This is a genomic window from Sphingomonas sp. SUN019, assembly GCF_024758705.1.
In the GTDB taxonomy this organism is placed as follows: Bacteria; Pseudomonadota; Alphaproteobacteria; order Sphingomonadales; family Sphingomonadaceae; genus Sphingomonas.
This window is the reverse complement of record NZ_CP096971.1, coordinates 1,122,480-1,142,424: the sequence shown is the minus strand read 5'-3', so window position 1 is coordinate 1,142,424 and position 19,945 is coordinate 1,122,480. Positions and strand designations below refer to the sequence as shown.

Sequence of the window (19,945 nt, the reverse complement as noted above, 5' to 3'; positions counted from 1 at the left end):
TCCCCTTGCAGGGGAGGATTTTCTTGCTGGCAGAACCTGATCTTTTTCGATTCTATGCCCGCATTCACTCCACCCAGTCGAGTCCGATGTCCTTGTAGGTATCGCGGTCTTCGTCCCAGCCGGGCTTCACCTTGACGTGGAGGTAGAGGTGGACTTGGCGGTCGAGTAACGTGCCGAGTTCGGCGCGGGCGCGGGCGCCGATTTCCTTGATGCGGGCGCCGCCCTTGCCGAGCACGATCGCGCGCTGGGTCGGGCGTTCGACTAGGATCTGCTGGTGGATTTCGGTCGAACCGTCGGCGCGGTCCTCGAATTTCTCGGTTTCTACCGTGGCCGCATAGGGAAGTTCGGCGTGGAGCTGGAGGTATAGTTGTTCGCGCGTCACCTCTGCGGCGAGCGCGCGTTCGCTGGCGTCGCTGACCTGATCGGCGGGGTAGTGCCACGGCCCCTGCGGCATCGCGGCGGCGAGCGTGCGTTTCAGTTCGGGCAGGCCATCGCCGGTCGTCGCGCTGATGAAGAAGGTTTCGGCGAACGGGACGAGCGCATTGAGGCGTTCGGCGTGGAGCAGCAGCTTCGGCTTGTCGGCCAGATCGACCTTGTTGAGGATCAAATATTTGGGTTCGGGGCGGGGGGCGAGGCCTTCGGCGATTTCGGTGACCTTCGGCCCGAGCCCGCCCTTTGCATCGACGACCAGCGCGAGCACGTCGGCCCCTTCGGTCCCGCCCCATGCCGCGGCGACCATCGCGCGGTCGAGGCGGCGTTTGGGTTCGAAGATGCCGGGAGTGTCGACCAGCAGCAACTGCGTCTCGCCCTCAATCGCGACGCCGAGCAGTTTGGCGCGGGTGGTCTGCGCCTTGGGGCTGACGATCGCGACCTTTTGCCCGACGAGCGCGTTGACGAGCGTGGATTTGCCCGCGTTGGGCGCGCCGACGACGGCGACGAGACCGCAGTGGGTCATGATCTGATCTTCTTTGATTTCGAGGCGCGGGGGGCTGCGGCGAGTTCGGCCAGCAACGCCTTCGCCGCAGCGGTTTCGGCCTCGTGTTTACTCCCGCCCTCCGCCACGGCGCTGGCAGACGTGCCGAGCATCACGCGGACGGTGAAGTGCGGGGCGTGGTCGGGGCCGGAGCGGTCGTCCACCACATATTCGGGTGGCTTGCGGTTGTTCGCCGCGGCCCATTCCTGCAGCTCGGCCTTGGGGTGTTTGGGCGCGGACGAGCGTTGGTCGAGGTGGTCGGTCCAGAGCGTGCGAATCGCGGTGCGGGCGGCGTCGAGACCGGCTTCGCGGAACAGCGCGCCGATCAATGCCTCCATCACGTCGCCCAGCACATTGTCGCTGTCGAACGCGCCAGCATCGCGCGCCTGTTTGCCGAGGCGAAGGTGCTGTGCGACGCCCGCCGACCGCGCGACATCGGCGCAGGTGACGCGCGATACCAGCGACGCGACTCGGCTGGCGAGCTGGCCCTCGCGTTCATTCGGGAAAACCTCGAACACCCATTCGGCGATGACGAGGCCGAGCACACGATCGCCGAGGAATTCGAGGCGTTCGTAGTTTACGTCGGATTTGCTGCCGTGGGTCAGTGCGCGCTCGAACGCGGTCAGGTCGACCGGGGTGTGGCCGAACGCCTCAGCGATCCAGGGCGCGATGGCGGTCAAAAACCGCCCCCGATCCGCTTCCACCGTGCCGCCGAGAACCACGTCCACGGCAGCAGCCATTCGGCCGATCCGTCGGTCGAGAAGAACATCACCGCGGCCTTGCCCTCCACCCGGTCGAGCGGGATGAAGCCCATGCCCTGCGGCGGGGCGAAGCGGCTGTCGGCCGAATCATCGCGGTTGTCGCCCATCAGGAAGATGTGCCCGGCGGGGACGGTATAGACTTCGGTATCGTCGGCGACGGGGATGTCTTCCTGGTCGAGCACTTCGTAGGATTTGCCCTCCGGCAAAGTCTCGCGGAAGCGCGGGTAGCGGCAGACGGGCTGGTCGTTCGCCACGTCCTGAAACTGCGGGCCGCATTTGTCGGGGCCGAAATTGGGGCTGAGCGGGAAAACGAAATCGGCGATGCGCTGCTTCGGGATCGCGCGGGCGTTCAGGATCAGCTGGCCGCGGCGCATCTGCACGGTGTCGCCGGGCAGGCCGATGACGCGTTTGATCACGTCATGGTCGTCGGGTTCCATCGAGCGGAAGACGACGACGTCGCCGCGCGTGGGCGCGCTGCCGAACAGGCGGCCGTCCATCGGGAACGCCCCCCACGGAAGCGACCAGCGCGAAAAGCCGTAATTCCATTTCGACACGAACAGGTAATCGCCGATCAGTAGCCGGGGCAGCATCGATTCGCTGGGAATCGAGAAGGGCGAAAAGATGAAGCTGCGGAAGATCAGCACGATGAGCGCCAGCTTCAGCAGGAAGCGGATCGTCTCGGTCGTTTCCGATTGGGCTTTCCCGGAACGGGGCTTCGCGGATGTGGTCTTGGCCATGATCGCGGCCTTCACGCAGGGCGCGGGCCTCGTCAAGCGGGGTGGCGCGCGGAACGCTTCGGCACTACCGGCGGTTCGCCCGGATTACACGAGCTACGAGGTGAGCGACATGGCGGACTGGTCGGCGATCGAGGCACTGCCTCAGGTGAGGCTGGAGCAATTGTTTGCGGACGATGCCGGGCGGCTCGACCGGCTGTCGCTGGACGTTGCGGGAATCCATTTCGACTGGTCGAAAACGCATCTGACCGCGGACGCGGTGGCGGCGTTCGAGGCGCTGGCGAAAGCGCAGGATCTGGCGGGCAAGCGCGAGGCGATGTTCGGCGGGCAACACGTCAACGTGACCGAGGACCGCCCGGTCGAGCATACCGCCGAACGCGGCGAGGGCGCGCCCGAGAGCGTGAAGCGCGCGGCTGGATACCATGCGCGGATGCGGACGCTGATCGACGCGATCGAGGCCGACGCGCTGGGGCCGGTGCGGCACATCCTGCACGTCGGGATCGGCGGATCGGCGCTGGGGCCGCATCTGCTGGTCGACGCGCTGGGGCGCGAGTCGGACCGTTACGACGTGGCGATCGTGTCGAACGTCGACGGTATGGCGCTGGAGGATGTGTTCGAACGCTTCGATCCGGCGGCGACCTTGCTGGTAGTGGCGTCCAAGACCTTCACCACGACCGAAACGATGATGAACGCCGAAAGCGTGCTGGCGTGGATGACCGAGGATGGGGTGGAAGACCCCTATGGCCGCGTGATCGCACTGACCGCTTCGCCGGAGAAGGCAGTGGAATGGGGCGTCGACGAGACGCGGGTGCTGCCGTTCGGCGAGGGCGTCGGCGGGCGGTATTCCTTATGGTCCTCGATCGGCTTTCCGGCCGCGATCAAGCTGGGGTGGGACCAGTTCGAGGAATTGCTGGAGGGTGCGGCCGAGATGGACCGGCACTTCCGGCTGTCCGCGCTGCACGAGAATGCGCCCGCGATGGCGGCGTTCGCGGACCTTTACTACACGCAGGTGCGCGGGGCCGAAACGCGCGCGCCATTCGCCTATGACGAACGGCTGCGGTTGCTGCCGAGCTATCTCCAGCAACTGGAGATGGAATCGAACGGCAAGAGCGTGGGCGTGGACGGTCGGCCGATCGGCCGCCCGACCGCGCCGATTACCTGGGGCGGCGTCGGCACCGACGCGCAGCACGCGGTGTTCCAGCTGCTCCATCAGGGCACACACCTGATCCCGGTCGAATTCCTCGCGGTGATCGAGGCGGGCGATACGCTGGACGAGGAACATCACCGGCAATTGCTGCTGAACGCCTTTGCGCAGGGCGCGGCGCTGATGAAGGGGAAGGCGAACCCCGACAATCCGGCGCGCGCCTATCCGGGCGACCGGCCGTCCTCGACGATCCTGCTGGAGCAACTCGACGCGCGGACGCTGGGCGCGCTGATCGCGTTCTACGAGCACCGCGTGTTCGTGAACGGCGTTCTGCTGGGGATCAATTCGTTCGACCAGTTCGGCGTCGAACTGGGCAAGGAAATGGCGAAAGAAGCGGCCAAGGGCGGGGGCGATTTCGACCCGTCGACGACCGACCTCATCAAGCGTGCGGGGCTGGAAGCATAATGAGCGACTACGACTACGACCTGTTCGTCATCGGTGCAGGGTCTGGCGGCACCCGCGCCTCTCGGGTGGCGGCGGCGCATGGGGCCAAGGTTGCGGTGGCGGAGGAGTATCGCGTCGGGGGGACGTGCGTCATTCGCGGGTGCGTGCCGAAGAAACTGCTCGTCTATGGCGCACACTTTGCGGAGGATCTGAAGGACGCGAAGCGGTTCGGCTGGCAGGTGCCGGACGAGTGCGAATTCGACTGGAAAACATTGCGCGACAACGTGATGGAGGAGGTCGACCGAATCAACGGGGCCTATACCGATACGCTGGAAAGCCAGGGGGTGGAGATTATCCACCAGCGCGCGACCGTCTCCGGGCCGAACGAAGTCACGCTGGCCGACGGGACCAAAAAAACCGCGGGGAAAATCCTGATCGCGGTAGGGGCGCATCCGTCGGTGCCGACCTGTCCGGGGCATGAGCACGGCATCACCTCGAACGAGGCGTTTCATCTGGAGGCGGTGCCGAAGCGCGTGCTGATCGCGGGCGCGGGCTATATCGCCAATGAGTTTGCAGGCATCTTCCATCAGCTTGGCGCGCACGTCATCCTGATCAACCGGACGAAGGAAATCCTGCGCGGTTACGACCAGGCGATCCGCGACCGGTTGCTGCAGATCAGCCTGATGAAGGGGCTGGAATTCCGTTTCGACGCCACGTTCGAGGGGATCGAGAAGGGCGAGGACGGCTGCCTGACGGTCAGCATGAGCGGGCATGAGCCGGTGACGGTCGATCTGGTGATGTTCGCGACCGGGCGGGTGCCGAATACGGAAGGGCTGGGGCTGGAGACGGCCGGGGTCGAGCTGGACGAGAAGGGCGCGGTGAAGGTCGACGAGGATAACCGGTCGAGCTGCGACAGCATCTTTGCGGTCGGCGACGTCACCAACCGCGTGCAGCTGACGCCGGTCGCGATCCGCGAGGGGCAGGCGTTCGCCGACACGTTCTTCGGGGACAAGCCGACCCGCGTCGATTACGGCTGTATCCCCGCCGCGGTATTCAGCCACCCGCCGCTCGCCGGGGTCGGCATGACCGAGAGCGAAGCCAAGCAGAAACTGGGGTCGGTGCGCGTCTATTCATCCGATTTCCGCCCGATGAAGAACGTGCTCGCGGGCCGCGACGAACGCGCCCTGTACAAGATGGTGTGCGACGGGGAGACCGACCGCGTCGTCGGCATCCACATGATCGGCCCTGACTGCGCCGAGATCATCCAGGCCGCGGCGGTGTGCGTGAAGGCGGGGCTGACCAAGGCGCAGTTCGACGAGACGGTGGCGCTGCATCCGACGATGGCAGAGGAGTTGGTGCTTATGCGGTGATGGGCGGGTGCGCGCGGCAGATGGTCGACTGTTCCCACTTGCGCCCGAAAACGGTCGCGGAATAGCGCGTCGGAGATGAACGTCTCCGCGGAAGGTTAGGCTAAAGTTAGGCCAAGGCGGCATTTCGGCGTGCGCCAAAAGTCGCGATAAACTCGCACCTGCGCACGTATCCGCACGCGGCGGTGGGTTGTCGTCGTCCAGCGATGAGAAATAGCCAGAAGCCCCTAGCAGATCGGCATCATGTAGGAAAACGCGGATGACCGCTTCCGCCCACTTGCGGTCGATCGCTCATTACCCGACATTGGCCCATGCGATGGGCCGACCTTCCGACAGCCGTTGTTGTATCAGCGTGGGGCTATCTGTTGATTGCGGGCATCGGCGGCTTGTTGAGTATCAAAGCGCAGCATGTTCCCGGCTATCCAGCTTCTGGCCAAGTGATTCAATATGCTGGCTTACCCGCTCTGTTCCTGCTCCTACTTATCGGCGCGGTCATTCTCTCCCGTAAGGCGCGGTGGTTCTATGACCTATATCCATTCGCGATAGGTTTTGTCGGTTTTCTGCTCTTCCCCTTCGTAATGTTCTGGGGCGGCGGCGTCTGAACAGCACCGAGAACGAACGGCAGCTAACCACCCACCTATTGCCATTCCGGCACTGGCGATCGGCACGACCTCCCCGAAAGCCGCCCGGCTGCTATCGGGCGGCAAAGCGGCCTGATCGCAAACGCCCAATAGCGGACTTGCGATTATCTATTTCGTGTGCCTGATGCGAGCAGGAAACAAGCGGGTGAAGAACATGGTTCGAGATAAGCGACTGCTCGCGGCAATCATATTATTCGGCGCTTCCGCTATCGGGACGATAGTCCAAGCAGCTATAGTAAGCAGTTACGTTGAAGTTATTATTTCCGGTAATTGGACGGAGTTTATCAGGCTCCACGGGTTAAAGCCAGTTGTGGAGCCCGGTGCAATTTGTTTGGATCGATGCGTTGGGGAGCTTCCATTTGCTTTCGGCTGGATGGGAATTGCGTTCTTCGTAGCCGGGTTCGTTTTATTGATTTGGTGTTGGCGCACACCCATCTCATCATGAGGAACTTGGCCAGCTAAAGCGGACTGGCCGCTTTCCCACCTATACCTGTCGCTACTGGTGCCCGAACGGCAGCACCCCCTCATACGTCGCCAGTCCCGGTGCCCCCGCCACCGTCGCCCCCGCCCTGAGCAAGAACGCATGCCGCACGATCTCCGCTTGCTGCTCGATTCCGTATCGTTTCAGCGGCCAGCCGGGGACGAAGCTGTAGTGGTAGCGGCAGAAGGGGTGGCGGGCGAGGGGGAGGTAGAGGCCGCGCTGGTGTTGCCAGACGTGGCACATTTCGTGGATGAACAGGCCCTGGTCGGACAGATGCGCGCAGGAGAAATCGTCGCGGCACAGGTCGCCCTTCGGGTGGAAATGAAGGTGTCCGGTCGGGGCCATGACGACGTGCCGCGGCTGGAAGAACGCCCATTTGCGCTGGATTATGCGCACGGGGGCATAGTCGATCGCGTCGCCGTACATGGATCGTGCGAGGTCGATCTCGCCAGGGGTGAGGGGGCGGCGGTCGTTGTTCACGGAAAGTTGGGGCTCACGGAAAGCTGGGCAGCGTGGACATGGCGTCGAACACGCTCTGCCCGCTAATTTTCACGCACAAGCGGTCGATCCACCACGCGACGAACCCGGCGGGGATGAAGCAGATGATGACCGACACGACGCCCGCAAAATCGCGCTCCGCGACGGGAACGAGCGGTTCGATCAGGCCGAAGACGAACGGATAGCAGAACGCGCCGACGCCGAAGCCTGCCGCGGTTTCGATCACGAAGAAGATCAGCAGGATCAGGCAGCCGCCGGGGTTGAACCCGGGCTTGGTCGGGTCGTTCACTTTGCGTCGTTCATTTCTTCGGCGGCGGATCGCCCGCGGCGATGACGCGGGCGTCCTGCTGGATGCGCAGGGCGTCGGCGAAGGTGTAGGTGAAGGTGATCGCCGCGCCGGGCTTCACGCTCGGGTTCACGTCGAACAGCATGACGTGTTTGCCGCCCGGTGCGAACCGCACCGTCTGCAGCGCGGGGATCGGCAGCGATCGGACCGCATCCATCGTCATGCCGCCGCCCGCCGCCATCTTCGATTCGTGCATTTCGGTCCTGATCGCAACGTCGGTGGAAACGCTGATCAGCGTGGCGTCGGTGGGACCACCGTGGATCGTGAAATAACCCGCCGCCGGGCGTCCCGGAACCGCGGCAAGACGGACCCAGGCGTCGGAGACGTAGAGCTGCTTTTCCTGCGCGCATCCCGCCAGCGCGGCGGCAGCGAGGGCCAGGGTGACCAGATGACGCAAGGCAGGAAACTCCCAATCCGGAACAGCGATGCGAACCTACGACGCCGATAATCTTGCGGCAAGGCGAACCACCCCTATATCGCCAGCAGCAGGATGGTTGCGGCGCTGTAACGGCCCCGTGACCGCCACGAGTTTATATTGCAGGGGCTAAGGCACACACATGGCTAAAGTTATCGGTATCGACCTCGGAACCACCAACAGCTGCGTCGCAGTGATGGAGGGCGGAAAGCCCAAGGTGATCGAGAATGCGGAAGGCGCGCGCACCACGCCGTCGATCGTCGCCTTCGCCAAGGATGGCGAGCGGCTGGTCGGCCAGCCGGCCAAGCGCCAGGCGGTGACGAACGGCGACAACACGATCTTTGCGGTGAAGCGTTTGATCGGCCGCCGGTTCGACGATCCGATCACCAAGAAGGATACCGAACTGGTCCCCTACACAATCGTGAAGGGTCCGAACGGCGACGCATGGGTCGGTGCTGGGGGCAAGGATTATTCGCCGTCGCAGATCAGCGCCTTCACGCTGCAGAAGATGAAGGAAACCGCCGAGAGCTATCTAGGCGAGACGGTGACGCAGGCGGTCATCACCGTGCCGGCGTATTTCAACGACGCGCAGCGCCAGGCGACCAAGGACGCCGGGCAGATCGCGGGCCTGGAAGTGTTGCGCATTATCAATGAGCCGACCGCGGCGGCGCTGGCGTACGGGCTGGAGAAGCAGGACGGCAAGCTGATCGCGGTCTATGACCTTGGCGGCGGCACGTTCGACATCTCCGTGCTGGAAATCGGCGACGGCGTGTTCGAAGTGAAGGCGACCAACGGCGACACGTTCCTGGGCGGCGAGGATTTCGACAACAAGGTCGTGCAGTTCCTGGCCGACGAGTTCAAGAAGGCGGAGGGCATCGACCTCGCCAAGGATAAACTCGCGCTGCAGCGGCTGAAGGAAGCCGCCGAAAAGGCCAAGATCGAGCTGTCGTCGGCGGCGTCGACCGAGGTCAATCTACCCTTCATCACCGCCGACCAGAACGGCCCGAAGCATCTGGTCAAGACGATCACCCGCGCCGACCTGGAAAAGCTGGTCGAGGATCTGGTGAAGCGGACGCTGGACCCGTGCAAGAAGGCGCTGGCCGATGCGGGGATCAAGCCCGAGGACATCAGCGAAGTGGTGCTGGTCGGCGGCATGACGCGGATGCCGCGCGTGCGTGAGGTCGTGAAGTCGTTCTTTGGCAAGGAGCCGCACACCGGCGTGAACCCCGACGAGGTCGTCGCGATGGGTGCGGCGATCCAGGCGGGCGTGCTGCAGGGTGACGTGAAGGACGTGCTGCTGCTCGACGTGACTCCGCTGTCGCTGGGCATCGAGACTTTGGGCGGCGTGTTCACGCGGATGATCGATCGCAATACGACGATCCCGACGAAGAAGGCGCAGACCTACTCCACCGCCGACGATAACCAGGGCGCGGTGACGATCCGCGTGTTCCAGGGCGAGCGCGAGATGGCCGCGGACAACAAGATGCTCGGCCAGTTCGACCTGGTCGGCATCCCGCCAGCGCCGCGCGGCGTGCCGCAGATCGAGGTGACGTTCGACATCGACGCCAACGGGCTGGTCAACGTGTCCGCGAAGGACAAGGGCACCGGCAAGGAACAGCAGATCCGCATCCAGGCCAGCGGTGGCCTGTCGGACAGCGACATCGACCAGATGGTCCGCGACGCCGAGAGCTTCGCGGAAGAGGACAAGAAGCGTCGTGCGGCGGCCGAGGCGAAGAACAATGCGGAGTCGCTGATCCACACCACCGAGCGCCAGCTGGCCGACAACGGCGACAAGGTGGACGAGGCGCTGAAGACCGAAATCCAGGCGGCGATCGACGCGGCGAAAGCGGCGGTCGAGGGCGGGGATCCCGAGGCGATGAATGAAAAGAGCCAGGCGCTCGCCACGGTCGCGATGAAGCTGGGTCAGGCGATCTACGACAAGCAGCAGGCGTCGGAGGCTTCGCCGTCTGCGGATGCGGGTGACGAAGCGCCGAAGGAGGACGTCGTCGACGCCGAATTCTCGGAAGTGGACGACAACCAGAAGGCCTGAACCGTGCTGAGCAACCGTCATCCCCGCGAAAGCGGGGACCCATCTCCCACACTCTCCACATTGTGGCGCGCAACCGAGATGGGCCCCCGCTTTCGCGGGGGTGACGGCTTGTTTGTTTATGTGCCGTGCGTACGGGGCGGGGGCCCGGAATGACCGAAATCGATTATTACGAACTGCTCGAATGCGAGCGGACCGCCGACGCCGGAACGATCAAGTCATCGTACCGCAAGCTCGCGATGAAATTCCATCCCGACAAGAATGCGGGCTGCAAGGACAGCGAAGCCAAGTTCAAGGCGGTGTCGCAGGCGTATGACGTCCTGAAAGACCCGCAGAAGCGCGCGGCGTACGATCGCTTCGGGCACGCCGCGTTTCAGAACGGCGGCGGCGGACAGGGCGGCGCGCAGGATTTCTCGGGCTTCTCCGACATCTTCGAAAGCGTGTTCGGCGAATTCATGGGCGGGCGCGGCGGCGGCGGGCGGCAGCAGGCGCGGCGCGGCGCGGACCTACGCTACGACATGGAAGTCACGCTGGAAGAAGCGTACCACGGCAAGGATACGGAGATCACGATCGACGTTTCGGCGTCGTGCGACACCTGCCACGGATCGGGTGCTCGCGCCGGCAGCCGGCCGCACGCGTGCAACACCTGCGGCGGGCACGGCAAGGTGCGCGCGCAGCAGGGTTTCTTCGTGGTCGAGCGCGCCTGTCCGGTGTGCAACGGCGCAGGGCAGGTGATCGACGATCCATGCCCGACCTGCCGCGGCGACGGCCGGGTCGAGCGGACCAAGACCTTGTCGGTGAACGTGCCGCCGGGCGTCGATGAAGGCACACGGGTGCGCCTGACCGGCGAGGGCGAGGCGGGGCCGCGCGGCGCGCCTGCGGGTGATCTTTATATTTTCCTGCACGTGAAGCGGCACAATCTGTTCGAGCGCGAGGGCACGACATTGTTCGCGCGCGCGCCGATCAGCTTCACCACGGCGGCGCTGGGCGGCACGCTGGAAATTCCGGGGCTCGACGGCGAACACCACGAAATCCGCATCCCGGCGGGCATTCAGTCGGGCAAGCAACTGCGCAAACGTGGCGCGGGGATGCCCGTGCTGCAGGGCCGCGGGCACGGCGATCTGGTGATCCAGATCGAAGTCGAGACGCCGACCAAGCTGTCCACCCGCCAACGCGCATTGCTGGAGGAGTTTCGCGAGACCGAGACGGGGGACGAATGCCCGGACAGTCAGGGGTTCTTTGCGAAGATCAAGCAGGCCTGGGGGTAGGGGGCAGGAACGGCCGGATCCTGTCGCGCTTGATCCTCCCCTGCAAGGGGAGGTGGCGCGCAGCGTCGGAGGGGTGAAGACCTCTCGATGGGGCGACACACCCCTCCGTCAGCGCTGCGCGCTGCCACCTCCCCTTGCAGGGGAGGATTAGGTTATTGAACGCTGATCGGGTCAGCCCCCCGCCATTCCCGCCTTCAGCCGCTTGCGCAGCCTTCCAGGCATGAAACGTTGCGCGAACCGCGCCTGTTTTCCCGCCTTGCCGACGATATACTCGCGTTCCGCGCCGTGCGCGGCTTGCCAGATCACGTCGGCGGCTTCTTTGACGGTATAGACCGGCTGCCCCGCGGTCGCATCACGGATCGTGCGGTTGGTGCCTGCTGACCCACAGTCGAGGATCGGGGTTTCTACGAAATATGGCATGACGCACGCGACATCGACGCCGTGGCGCGTGAACTCGGCGTCCAGCGCCTCGGACAACCCGCGTACTGCGAACTTCGTGGCGGAATAGACCGCGAGGCCGGGGGAGCCGACGATTCCCGCGACCGATGCAACGTTGATCAGGCGGCTGCCCGGCGTCGCCTTCAGGTGCGGCAGCGCGGCGTACGCACCGTTGATGACGCCCTTCACGTTGATGTCGATCTGCAGGTCGGCTTCGTCTGGCGACACTTCCTCGAACATTCCGAACCGCGCGATGCCGGCATTGTTGAGCAGCACGTCGAGCCGCCCGCCCGATGCGGCGACGAAGCCGTCGAGCGCAATTTGCCACTGTGCGCGGTCACGCACGTCGAGCGGGGTGGTGAAGGCGCTCAGTTCTTCCCCGACGCGCGCCATTCCCGCAGCGTCGATGTCGCCGATGCCGACGAACCAGCCTTCGCGCCTGAAACGACGCGCAGCAGCGAGGCCGATGCCCGATGCGCCGCCGGTGATGAAGATACCGCGCATTCTCCCTCTCCCCTTTGGGGAGAGGGTCGGGGAGAGGGGCACGATCGCCACCTTTCCGCACTGCCCCTCTCCCGGTCTCGCTACCCCCGACCCCCCTCTCCCCCGCCGGGAGAGGGAGATTTACCCAGCCCGCACCTCCCGGAACGGGATCGTGCGGTCGACTTCAGGTTCCTTCGGCAGGCCCAGCACGCGTTCCCCGATGATGTTGCGCTGGATCTGGTCGGTGCCGCCGCCGATCGACGTGAAATAAGCGTTGAAGGTCAGGAAATTGGCGTCCTCCGCGCGCGGATGATCGGGGCCTTCGAGCAGACTTTCCGGCCCCAGCAGCGCGGTGCGGACGCGTGCCTCTTCGTGCAGGATGCGGCTCATCGCGAGTTTGCCGAGCGACATGATCGGGGATGACGTGCCCTGCGCCATTTCCGCCTTCGCGCGCTGCGTGTTCAGTTTGTTGAGCATCCGGTAGCCGATGACGCGCGCCACATCCTGCCGGATCAGCGGATCGCCCAGCTTGCCGGCTTCCTTCGCCAAGCCGAGCAACGAAAGGTCGCCCTTCGGCCCGCCCGCGCCGCTGCGCGGCCCGCGCGCGGCGTCGCCCATAACTGATCGTTCGTAGGCCAGTGCGGTCTGTAGCACGCTCCAGCCACCATTGAGCGGGCCGAGCACGTTCGCCGCGGGGACGCGCGCATCGGTGATGAACACCTCGTTGAAATGCGCTTCGTCGGTGACCTGGCGCAGCGGGCGGACCTCGACGCCCGCCTGCTTCATCGGCAGGAAGAAGAAACTGATCCCCCGATGCTTCGGTACGTCCCAGTCGGTGCGTGCGATCAGCATGCCGTAGTCGGCGGACGCCGCCCCGCTGGTCCAGACCTTTTGCCCGTTGATGACGTAATCGTCGCCATCCCGTTCGGCGCGGGTGCGGATCGCGGCTAGGTCCGATCCCGCGCCGGGTTCGGAATAGAGCAGGCACATGCCGACCTCGCCCGCCAGCAGTTTCGGAACGATTTCGTGTTTGAATGCGGGCGTTGCGTGGGCGAAGGCCGTGTTGGCCCACAGGTTCGTGCGGTCCTGTCCCGCGCCCGGTGCGCCGGCCGCTGCGAAGGCGCGTTCGACGATCTTCGCCTGATCGTTGGTGTAATCGCGGCCATACCAGTCGGCGGGCCAGCGCGGTGTCGCGTAACCCGCGTCGCGGACCTTGGCAAGCCACGCGCTACGCGGATCGCGGCCGAACTGTTCGGTCGCGGGCGGTAATTCACCGGTCCAATTGTCAGCCAACCACGCCTCGACATCGGCCTTGATCTGCGCGTCGGTCATGCCTGCACCTCCAACGCGCGGATGAAGCGTTCGCGCCAGTGGTCGGGGGTGCCGAACAATATCGCGTCGGCGCGCGCGCGGCGGAGGTAGAGGTGCGCGGGGTGATCCCAGGTGAAGGCGATACCGCCGTGCATCTGGATCGCGTCCGCGGCGACCTTCACGAAGGCGTCGGCGCAGGCGAAGGCGGCGAGCGCGATGGCCGAATCCTTGTCGGGTGCGTCGTCGGCCAGCTTCTGCGCGGCGTTGCGCGCGGCGGAGGTGGCGCTTTCGACCTCGATCAGCAGGTCGGCGGCCATGTGCTTGATCGCCTGGAAACTGCCGATCGCGCGGCCGAACTGGTGGCGGGTCCGGGCATAGTCGACGGTCATGTCGAGCAACCGCCGCGCTGCGCCCGCCTGTTCGCCTGCGAGTGCGACGATGGCGAGGTCGAGCGCTGGTTTGACCGCCGCAGCGTCGCCGATCCGGGAGGCGGGGCCGTCGAGGCGCACGTCGGCGAGGCGGCGGGTGTGGTCGAAGGTGGGGAGGGGGGTGATCGTCGCGTCGCTCGCCTCGACCAGAAATACGCCGTCGTCGGTGGCGAGCAGGATCAGGTCGGCGATCTGGGCGTCGGTGACGAAGCGGGCGGTTCCGGTGAGGCGGTCGCCCGCGACACGAACGTCGCCTGCGCCCGTCCAGTCGTTTGCGCCCGAGAAGGCGACGGTGGCGATCCGCGCGCCGCTGGCGATGTCGGCGAGCGGCGCGGTGTGTCCGCAGGATTGCAATAGCGCGGTGGCGAGCGCGGTCGACAGGAGCGGGGCGGGTAGGAGGCTCGCGCCGGCTTCCTCCATCACCAATTCGAGTTCGACCGGGCCGAGGCCTGCGCCGCCGTGTGCGTCGGGGATGGTCAGGCCCGGGAGGCCGAGGTCGGCGATCGACCGCCACAGAGCCGGGTCATGGCCGCTTTCGCTGTCCATGATGCGGCGGACGTCGGCTTCGGTGCAGCGGTCGGCGAGCAGGCGGCGGACCTGGTCGATCAGGGCGGTCCGGTCTTCCGCAGATAGCGAGGATGGCGGAGCGCTGGCGGGCAGTGGGTTCCCGCTTTCGCGGGAATGACGCAGCAGGGTATCGGTCACGCGGCTTCCTTTCGCACGCCGGCCTTTGCGCGGCGTTCGCCCTTGGCGACTTCCTTGTGCAGGTCCGCCACGTAGCGTGCGAAATCGACCTGGATCGTGTGGCGGGTGGACTGGTAATAGTCGCCGAGTTCGACCTTCTCGTCCTCCGCGGTGATCCGGCGCATCTCGTCCGGTGACGGGAGCGCGTAGCGGCCCGAGAGGAACCCCGCCGCCAGTTTCGATTGCTGTTCGGCGAAATTGACGAGCGTCGGCAGCGGCTGGGCGAGGCCCATGAAGAACAGGTCGTCGATGCCAGGGATAAGCATCCGTTTGTACAGCGGGAAGCGGTTATCCTTGTCGGGCTTGAGCGCGGGATCGTCGAAGAACGGGAAATTGATGCGGTACCCGGTCGCGTAGATGATCGCATCGACCTGTTCGACGCTGTCATCGTCGAAGCGTACGCGTGTTCCCTCCAGCGCCTTGATGTTCGGCTTGAATTTTATGTCGCCCGAGCCGGCACGGTTGAGGAAATCGCCCGACACGGACGGATGCGCGTCGAGCGGTTCGTGATCGGGCGCGGGGAGGCCGTAATCCTCCATCCGGCCGACCAGCTTCTTCACCATCCGCCGCGCGAGCGCCTTGCCGAGTTTGCGCGGCATCCACAGCGGAAGCGCGGATTTATCCATCGGCTTGCCGCCGGCATATTTGGGCAGCACCCACACCCCGCGCCGCGCGGCGACCCACAGGTTCGCGGCGAGATGGCGCTGCGAAAGCTCGCTGGCGATATCCATCGCCGAGTTGCCCATGCCGACGACCACCACGTTTTTGCCGCGCAGGTCGACCGGGTCATACGGGTCGCGATAATCGTGCGCGTGGAAATGCGGATTGTCGAACGTGCCCGGATAATCGGGGATCTTCGCGTCCCAATGGTGGCCGTTGCAGACGAACAGGGTTTCGTAGTCGCGCGTCTCTCCGGTCGACAGCGTGACCGACCAGCCGCCGCCCGCGCGTCGCGCCGCCGTTTCGACCGCCGTGTTGAAGGTGATGTGAGGCCGCAGATCAAAGTGGGCGACGTAATCCTTGAAATACTGGAATAATTGCGTGTGGCTGGGGAAATCGGGCCAGCCTGCGGGGACCGGATAATCCTCGAACGCGAGGCGCCATTTCGACGTGTCGATATGCAAGCTCTGGTAGCAGGCGGAGCGGTTGTTGGGGTTGCGATAATACCAGTTGCCGCCGATCTCGTCGGACATTTCGAAACAGTCGAACGAGATGCCCTCGTCCTTCAGCCGCTTCGCCGTCGTGAAGCCCGAACAGCCCGCGCCAATGATGCAGGCGCGTTTTGATTCGCCCATATCCGCTCTCCCACAGCGCCCTTTGTGCGGCGACCATAACCAAAGTTATGATACCCGGTTGGCTCGCCAAATCAATGCGGATAGGCTTGTGTCCGAAAAGGGGAATCAGATGCGCCATATCCTGCTGTTCGCCACCGCCATGACGATGGCGGCTCCGGCCCAGGCCGCACCCGATTACGCCGCCGCGGTGAGGGCGGATTACGACAAGGATTTGGGTGCGCTGTGGGATTATTTCCACCGCAACCCCGAACTGTCGTTCCGCGAGACGAAGACCGCGGCGCGGATGGCGGCGGAGCTGAAGAAGGTGCCCGGCATGGTCGTGACCGAGAAGGTCGGGCAGACCGGCGTCGTGGGCGTGCTGAAGAACGGCGCGGGGCCGGTGGTGCTGGTGCGCGCCGACATGGACGGCCTGCCGGTGGAGGAAAAATCGGGCCTGCCCAACGCGTCGAAGGTGCGGCAAATCGGCGTCGACGGGGTCGAGACGCCGGTGATGCACGCCTGCGGCCACGACACGCATATCGTCGCGATGGTGGCCACCGCGCGGCGGCTGGCGGCGCTGAAGGATCGCTGGAAAGGGACGCTGGTGTTCATAGTCCAGCCCGCCGAGGAACGCGTCGGGGGCGCGAAAGCGATGGTCGAGGACGGGCTGTATACGCGTTTCCCCAAGCCGCAATATGCGCTGGCGTTCCACGTCGCGGCGGACCTCGAATCGGGTAAGGTCTCCGCGTCGGAGGGCATTCAATATTCGTCGTCGGATTCGGTCGACATCACAATTCCCGGCATCGGCGCGCATGGCGCGTCGCCGCAGGCGGGTAAGGATCCGGTATATATGGCGTCGCAGCTCGTCATCGCGCTGCAGGGGCTGATCAGCCGCGAACGCCAGCCGCTCGATCCCGGCGTCATCACGGTGGGGTCGTTCCATTCGGGGCTGAAGCACAACATCATCAGCGACCAGGCGAAGCTGCAGGTGACGGTGCGCGCCAATGACGAGGAGACCCGCGCGAAGCTGATCGCGGGGATCAAGCGCGTCGCGCGCGGCGTGGGCGTGCTGAACGGCATGCCCGAAGACAAGATGCCGGTCGTCAATGTGATCGAGGGGACACCGACGACGATCAACGATGCGGCGCTCGCCAAACGGCTGAACGCGGTGATGGTCGAGAATTTGGGCGCCGCGAATGTCGAGCTGTTCGAACAGACCGGCATGGGGGCGGAGGATTTCGCCTATCTCGTCCAGCCCGACACCGGGGTTAAAGGCTATTATTTCGCGGTCGGCGGCACGCCCGCAGCGGCGTTCGCGGCCGAGAAGAATGGCGGCCCCGCGGTGCCGTCGCACCATTCGCCGTTGTTCAAGATCGCGCCCGAACCCGCGATCGTGACCGGCGCGACCGCGATGACCGCGGTGGTGCTGGACCTGATGAAACCGGGTGCGCAGGCTACGGCGCGCTGATTAGATTGCATACGTCATATAATGGGAGAGTGTGATGATCGGTTATGCGACACTGGGCAGCAACGACATCGATCGTGCGTTAGCGTTCTACGACGCCCTTCTGCCGACGCTCGGCGGAAAGCAGCTGATGCAGTTGCCCGACGAACAGAAGCTGACCTTTTACGGCGTGGATATGGACAAGCCGATGCTGGGCGTCGGCAAGCCTTATGACGGCGGCAGCGCGACGCCCGGCAACGGCACGATGGTCGCGCTGGCGGCGGGCGATCGTGGGCAGGTCGACGCGGTGCACGCCAAGGCGATCGAACTAGGCGGAACGGACGAGGGCGCGCCGGGATTGCGTGCGCCGGAGGAAATGGGTTTCTACGGCGCGTATTTCCGCGACCTGGACGGCAACAAGCTGTGCGTCTTCAAGCTCGGGTAGCGCCGCGATCAATCGCCGCGTTTGCGCTGGATGATCTGATCGAGCAATTGCCCGTCGATGTCGGTCCTGATCTGGACCCAGAGCGGTAGGTGATCGGATAGCTGATAGGTGAATTGTTCCTTCGTGAGATCGGGGAACAATGGTTTGTGATCGCTGGCGTAGAAATCGAGCACGCCGCCGGCCAGCGTGAAATCATCGGCGAAACGGGTGAGGTGCATGATCTGGTCGTAGCGTTTGTCGCGCGCCAGGTTCGATCCGAATTCGTCCTTCAGCAGCGCGCGGGGGATCGTCAGGCCGGTCGAGGTCAGCGCGGCGAACATCGGACTGTCGCGGCCGGGGATGTTGAAATCGCCCATCACGATCCAGTCCTGATCCTCCCCCGCCTTGGCGTCCATCTTGGCCGCGATCCAGTTCGCCACGCCGCGGATTTCCGCCTCTCGTGCGACATCGTCGTCGCCCCAGCGGATGTGGACGGTCAGCGCCAGGAAATCGTAATTCCCGGCCTTGAATGAAGCGATATACGGCGCGCGCCACCAGCCGCTGTCGGCGACATATTCGGTGCCGCTTTTCTTGCGCGGGGGACTGGCCTCCGCCGCCAGCCCGTTGAAGGAGCAGGCGCGGCGATCGTAGAGATAGCAGATGCGCTCACGGTTGCCCCCCGCGTCGAGAATCGCATCCGAATAGACGGCGTCCCAATATGGCCCGAGGATCGGCAGTATCCGTTCGAGATCCTGCAGCCGGTCGCGCAGTTCGACGACGCCGACCAAGTCGAACTGGCCGATAATTTCCGCGATGTAGTGGATTGCGGCTTCGCTGCGGCGGCGGCGGCCGAACTCGCGGATGTTCCAAGTGGCGATGTTGAGCGTTTCGTCGAGTTGCGACGGCGGTATCTTTGCGGTTTCGATGCGACGGCGCAGCAGCTTCAGCCCCTCGGCGATCTCCAGACTGACGTTGCCGTGAAACATGGCAGCTTTCCCCAGATGCGGACGATAGCAGAGTCGGGTCTGCGCGGACAGCGGATCAGCGGAGCGCCTTGATCTCCGGCCGGTCCGCGCACGTCGCTAGCAGGCTTTCGTCCGGGCGCTGCGTCGGCGCGGTGTAGAGTGCGATCTCGACGGGCTCGCCGAACGCCGCGGGCGCGAAGCGCGCGGGATCGCCGCCGGTGCAACGCAGCAGCAGGTCGAGCATCCTCGGTGGCGTCTCACGCTCCTCGTAGCTGAGCCGGAACGTGCCCCAATGGATCGGTATCGCGCGCGCGGCTCCAAGCCGGTCGAACACGCGCACCGCGTCGATCGGACCGATATGGCTGCCCGAGCCCATCTGACCCGGCACGAAGCGGAACGCGCCGATCGGGATCAGGGCGAGGCGTATCGGTCCAAGCGCCGCGGCCTCGGCGGGCCATTTCCCGTCGCCGAGTCCGGTGTCGCCCGCGAAGAAAAGGTTACCGCCCGAGGGAAGCGTGACGACGAAGCTGGACCACAGCGCCCGGTTGCGGTCGGCGAACCAGCGGCTGCTCCAATGGTGGTTGCGCATGACGAATACCGAGAGGCGATCTCCGGGGCAGGCGCCGTCCGGATCGCACTGCGGAATTCCGCGCTCCGTTCTCCAGCCGTCGCCCCCCAATACCTCCGCCTCTCCCCAGTCGAGCGCGGTTGCCCGGGCACCGACCTGCGCGATGATGCTATCGTTGCCAAGGCTGGTGACGATGCGCGGTTTATCGCGCTCCCACAGTTGCTTGAGCGTCGCTTTGTCGAGATGATCATAATGATTGTGGCTGACCAGAATCAGGTCGATCTTGGGCAGGTCGTTCAGCCGCACGCCGGGCGCGGCGACGCGTTTCGGGCCGAGGCCGAGCGGTCCGGCGCTGTTCGCCCATACCGGATCGGTCAGGATGTTCAGGCCCTGCGTCTGGATCAACACGCTGGCATGGCCGACCCACGTCACCACCATCCGCTCGCCCTCTATCCGTGCGGCGGGCTTTGTCGGGGTCACGGGAACCGAGGCGGGCCACGGCGGACGCCCGTCGCTGCCGGTGAAATACCGCCAGAAGAACCCCGCGCGGCTGCCGCCGGTCGGCGGGGCGAGCGTATCGTCCACGCCATCGGGATTGAAGAAGCGCGCGCCGTCGAAATGGTCGCTTTCCCGCCCGTCGTAATAGATCCGGTCGAGGAAGCGCGGGACGATCGTGATTGCGAGCGCCGCCGCGACGATCAGGAACAGCAATGTCGCGCCGACGAGCTTCAGGACTAGCGGCAAACC

19 protein-coding genes are annotated in these 19,945 nt (G+C 65.1%); 7 read left to right on the top strand and 12 right to left on the bottom strand.

Annotated features, from left to right (window positions below):
- Positions 1-64: 64 nt before the first annotated feature.
- From era to lepB, 3 genes are read right to left on the bottom strand one after another with little or no spacing between them, the layout of a single operon-like run.
- Positions 65-955, bottom strand: a complete 891-nt coding sequence (gene era, locus M0208_RS05495) for a GTPase Era (protein WP_258890722.1) — start codon at positions 953-955, stop codon at positions 65-67.
- On the bottom strand, positions 952-1,713 hold the full coding sequence (gene rnc, locus M0208_RS05490; RefSeq protein ID WP_258890721.1) for a ribonuclease III: 762 nt from the start codon (positions 1,711-1,713) through the stop codon (positions 952-954). The genes era and rnc overlap by 4 nt, the downstream gene beginning before the upstream one ends.
- Positions 1,650-2,471, bottom strand: a complete 822-nt coding sequence (lepB, locus tag M0208_RS05485) for a signal peptidase I (RefSeq protein WP_258890720.1) — start codon at positions 2,469-2,471, stop codon at positions 1,650-1,652. Before lepB ends, rnc begins: the two co-directional genes overlap by 64 nt.
- A gap of 109 nt (positions 2,472-2,580) precedes the next feature.
- Between lepB and pgi the strand changes: the two genes are divergently transcribed.
- The 3 genes from pgi to M0208_RS05470 all read left to right on the top strand — a co-directional run bounded on the left by pgi (position 2,581) and on the right by M0208_RS05470 (position 6,025).
- Positions 2,581-4,077: a glucose-6-phosphate isomerase gene (gene pgi / locus M0208_RS05480; RefSeq protein WP_258893172.1), complete on the top strand. Its 1,497-nt coding sequence runs from the start codon at positions 2,581-2,583 to the stop codon at positions 4,075-4,077.
- Positions 4,077-5,426 carry a glutathione-disulfide reductase gene (gene gor / locus M0208_RS05475; RefSeq protein ID WP_258890719.1) on the top strand — a complete coding sequence of 450 codons (1,350 nt, stop codon included), beginning with the start codon at positions 4,077-4,079 and terminating at the stop codon, positions 5,424-5,426. Before pgi ends, gor begins: the two co-directional genes overlap by 1 nt.
- 308 nt (positions 5,427-5,734) lie before the next feature.
- A complete protein-coding gene (locus M0208_RS05470) occupies positions 5,735-6,025 on the top strand; it encodes a hypothetical protein (protein WP_258890718.1) in 291 nt (96 codons plus the stop codon).
- A gap of 535 nt (positions 6,026-6,560) precedes the next feature.
- Here M0208_RS05470 and M0208_RS05465 read toward each other — a convergent pair.
- The 3 genes from M0208_RS05465 to M0208_RS05455 all read right to left on the bottom strand — a co-directional run bounded on the left by M0208_RS05465 (position 6,561) and on the right by M0208_RS05455 (position 7,786).
- Complete coding sequence (locus M0208_RS05465; RefSeq protein ID WP_258893171.1) at positions 6,561-6,971, bottom strand: vgr related protein; 411 nt, start codon at positions 6,969-6,971, stop codon at positions 6,561-6,563.
- Between the two features lie 67 nt (positions 6,972-7,038).
- A complete protein-coding gene (locus M0208_RS05460; protein ID WP_258890717.1) occupies positions 7,039-7,332 on the bottom strand; it encodes a hypothetical protein in 294 nt (97 codons plus the stop codon).
- Between the two features lie 10 nt (positions 7,333-7,342).
- Complete coding sequence (locus M0208_RS05455) at positions 7,343-7,786, bottom strand: copper chaperone PCu(A)C (RefSeq protein ID WP_258890716.1); 444 nt, start codon at positions 7,784-7,786, stop codon at positions 7,343-7,345.
- A gap of 160 nt (positions 7,787-7,946) precedes the next feature.
- On the opposite strand from M0208_RS05455, the gene dnaK reads away from it, so the two are divergent.
- Both dnaK and dnaJ read left to right on the top strand, forming a co-directional pair.
- A complete protein-coding gene (dnaK, locus tag M0208_RS05450) occupies positions 7,947-9,854 on the top strand; it encodes a molecular chaperone DnaK (protein WP_258890715.1) in 1,908 nt (635 codons plus the stop codon).
- Between the two features lie 149 nt (positions 9,855-10,003).
- Positions 10,004-11,119 (top strand): molecular chaperone DnaJ, encoded by a 1,116-nt coding sequence (gene dnaJ, locus M0208_RS05445; RefSeq protein ID WP_258890714.1) that lies wholly within the window; start codon positions 10,004-10,006, stop codon positions 11,117-11,119.
- Between the two features lie 171 nt (positions 11,120-11,290).
- On the opposite strand, the gene M0208_RS05440 is transcribed toward dnaJ, so the two are convergent.
- The 4 genes from M0208_RS05440 to M0208_RS05425 form a co-directional block, all read right to left on the bottom strand.
- The gene (locus M0208_RS05440) at positions 11,291-12,061 is read right to left on the bottom strand and encodes an SDR family oxidoreductase (RefSeq protein ID WP_258890713.1); all 771 of its coding nucleotides are present in this window, start codon (positions 12,059-12,061) and stop codon (positions 11,291-11,293) included.
- Between the two features lie 120 nt (positions 12,062-12,181).
- The gene (locus M0208_RS05435; protein ID WP_258890712.1) at positions 12,182-13,372 is read right to left on the bottom strand and encodes an acyl-CoA dehydrogenase family protein; all 1,191 of its coding nucleotides are present in this window, start codon (positions 13,370-13,372) and stop codon (positions 12,182-12,184) included.
- Positions 13,369-14,484 (bottom strand): acyl-CoA dehydrogenase family protein, encoded by a 1,116-nt coding sequence (locus tag M0208_RS05430; protein ID WP_258890711.1) that lies wholly within the window; start codon positions 14,482-14,484, stop codon positions 13,369-13,371. The genes M0208_RS05435 and M0208_RS05430 overlap by 4 nt, the downstream gene beginning before the upstream one ends.
- Entirely contained in the window at positions 14,481-15,818 is a 1,338-nt protein-coding gene (locus M0208_RS05425; RefSeq protein WP_258890710.1) for an NAD(P)/FAD-dependent oxidoreductase, read from the bottom strand. The genes M0208_RS05430 and M0208_RS05425 overlap by 4 nt, the downstream gene beginning before the upstream one ends.
- 109 nt (positions 15,819-15,927) lie before the next feature.
- Between M0208_RS05425 and M0208_RS05420 the strand changes: the two genes are divergently transcribed.
- Together M0208_RS05420 and M0208_RS05415 are read left to right on the top strand one after the other, a co-directional pair.
- Positions 15,928-17,265, top strand: coding sequence for an amidohydrolase (locus tag M0208_RS05420; RefSeq protein WP_258890709.1), 1,338 nt, complete (start codon positions 15,928-15,930; stop codon positions 17,263-17,265).
- Positions 17,266-17,299: 34 nt separating this feature from the next.
- The gene (locus M0208_RS05415) at positions 17,300-17,686 is read left to right on the top strand and encodes a VOC family protein (RefSeq protein WP_258890708.1); all 387 of its coding nucleotides are present in this window, start codon (positions 17,300-17,302) and stop codon (positions 17,684-17,686) included.
- An 8-nt stretch (positions 17,687-17,694) separates the two neighbouring features.
- On the opposite strand, the gene M0208_RS05410 is transcribed toward M0208_RS05415, so the two are convergent.
- Together M0208_RS05410 and M0208_RS05405 are read right to left on the bottom strand one after the other, a co-directional pair.
- Positions 17,695-18,651, bottom strand: coding sequence for an endonuclease/exonuclease/phosphatase family protein (locus M0208_RS05410; protein ID WP_258890707.1), 957 nt, complete (start codon positions 18,649-18,651; stop codon positions 17,695-17,697).
- Positions 18,652-18,706: 55 nt separating this feature from the next.
- The gene (locus tag M0208_RS05405) at positions 18,707-19,942 is read right to left on the bottom strand and encodes an MBL fold metallo-hydrolase (protein WP_258890706.1); all 1,236 of its coding nucleotides are present in this window, start codon (positions 19,940-19,942) and stop codon (positions 18,707-18,709) included.
- Between the last annotated feature and the right edge of the window lie 3 nt (positions 19,943-19,945).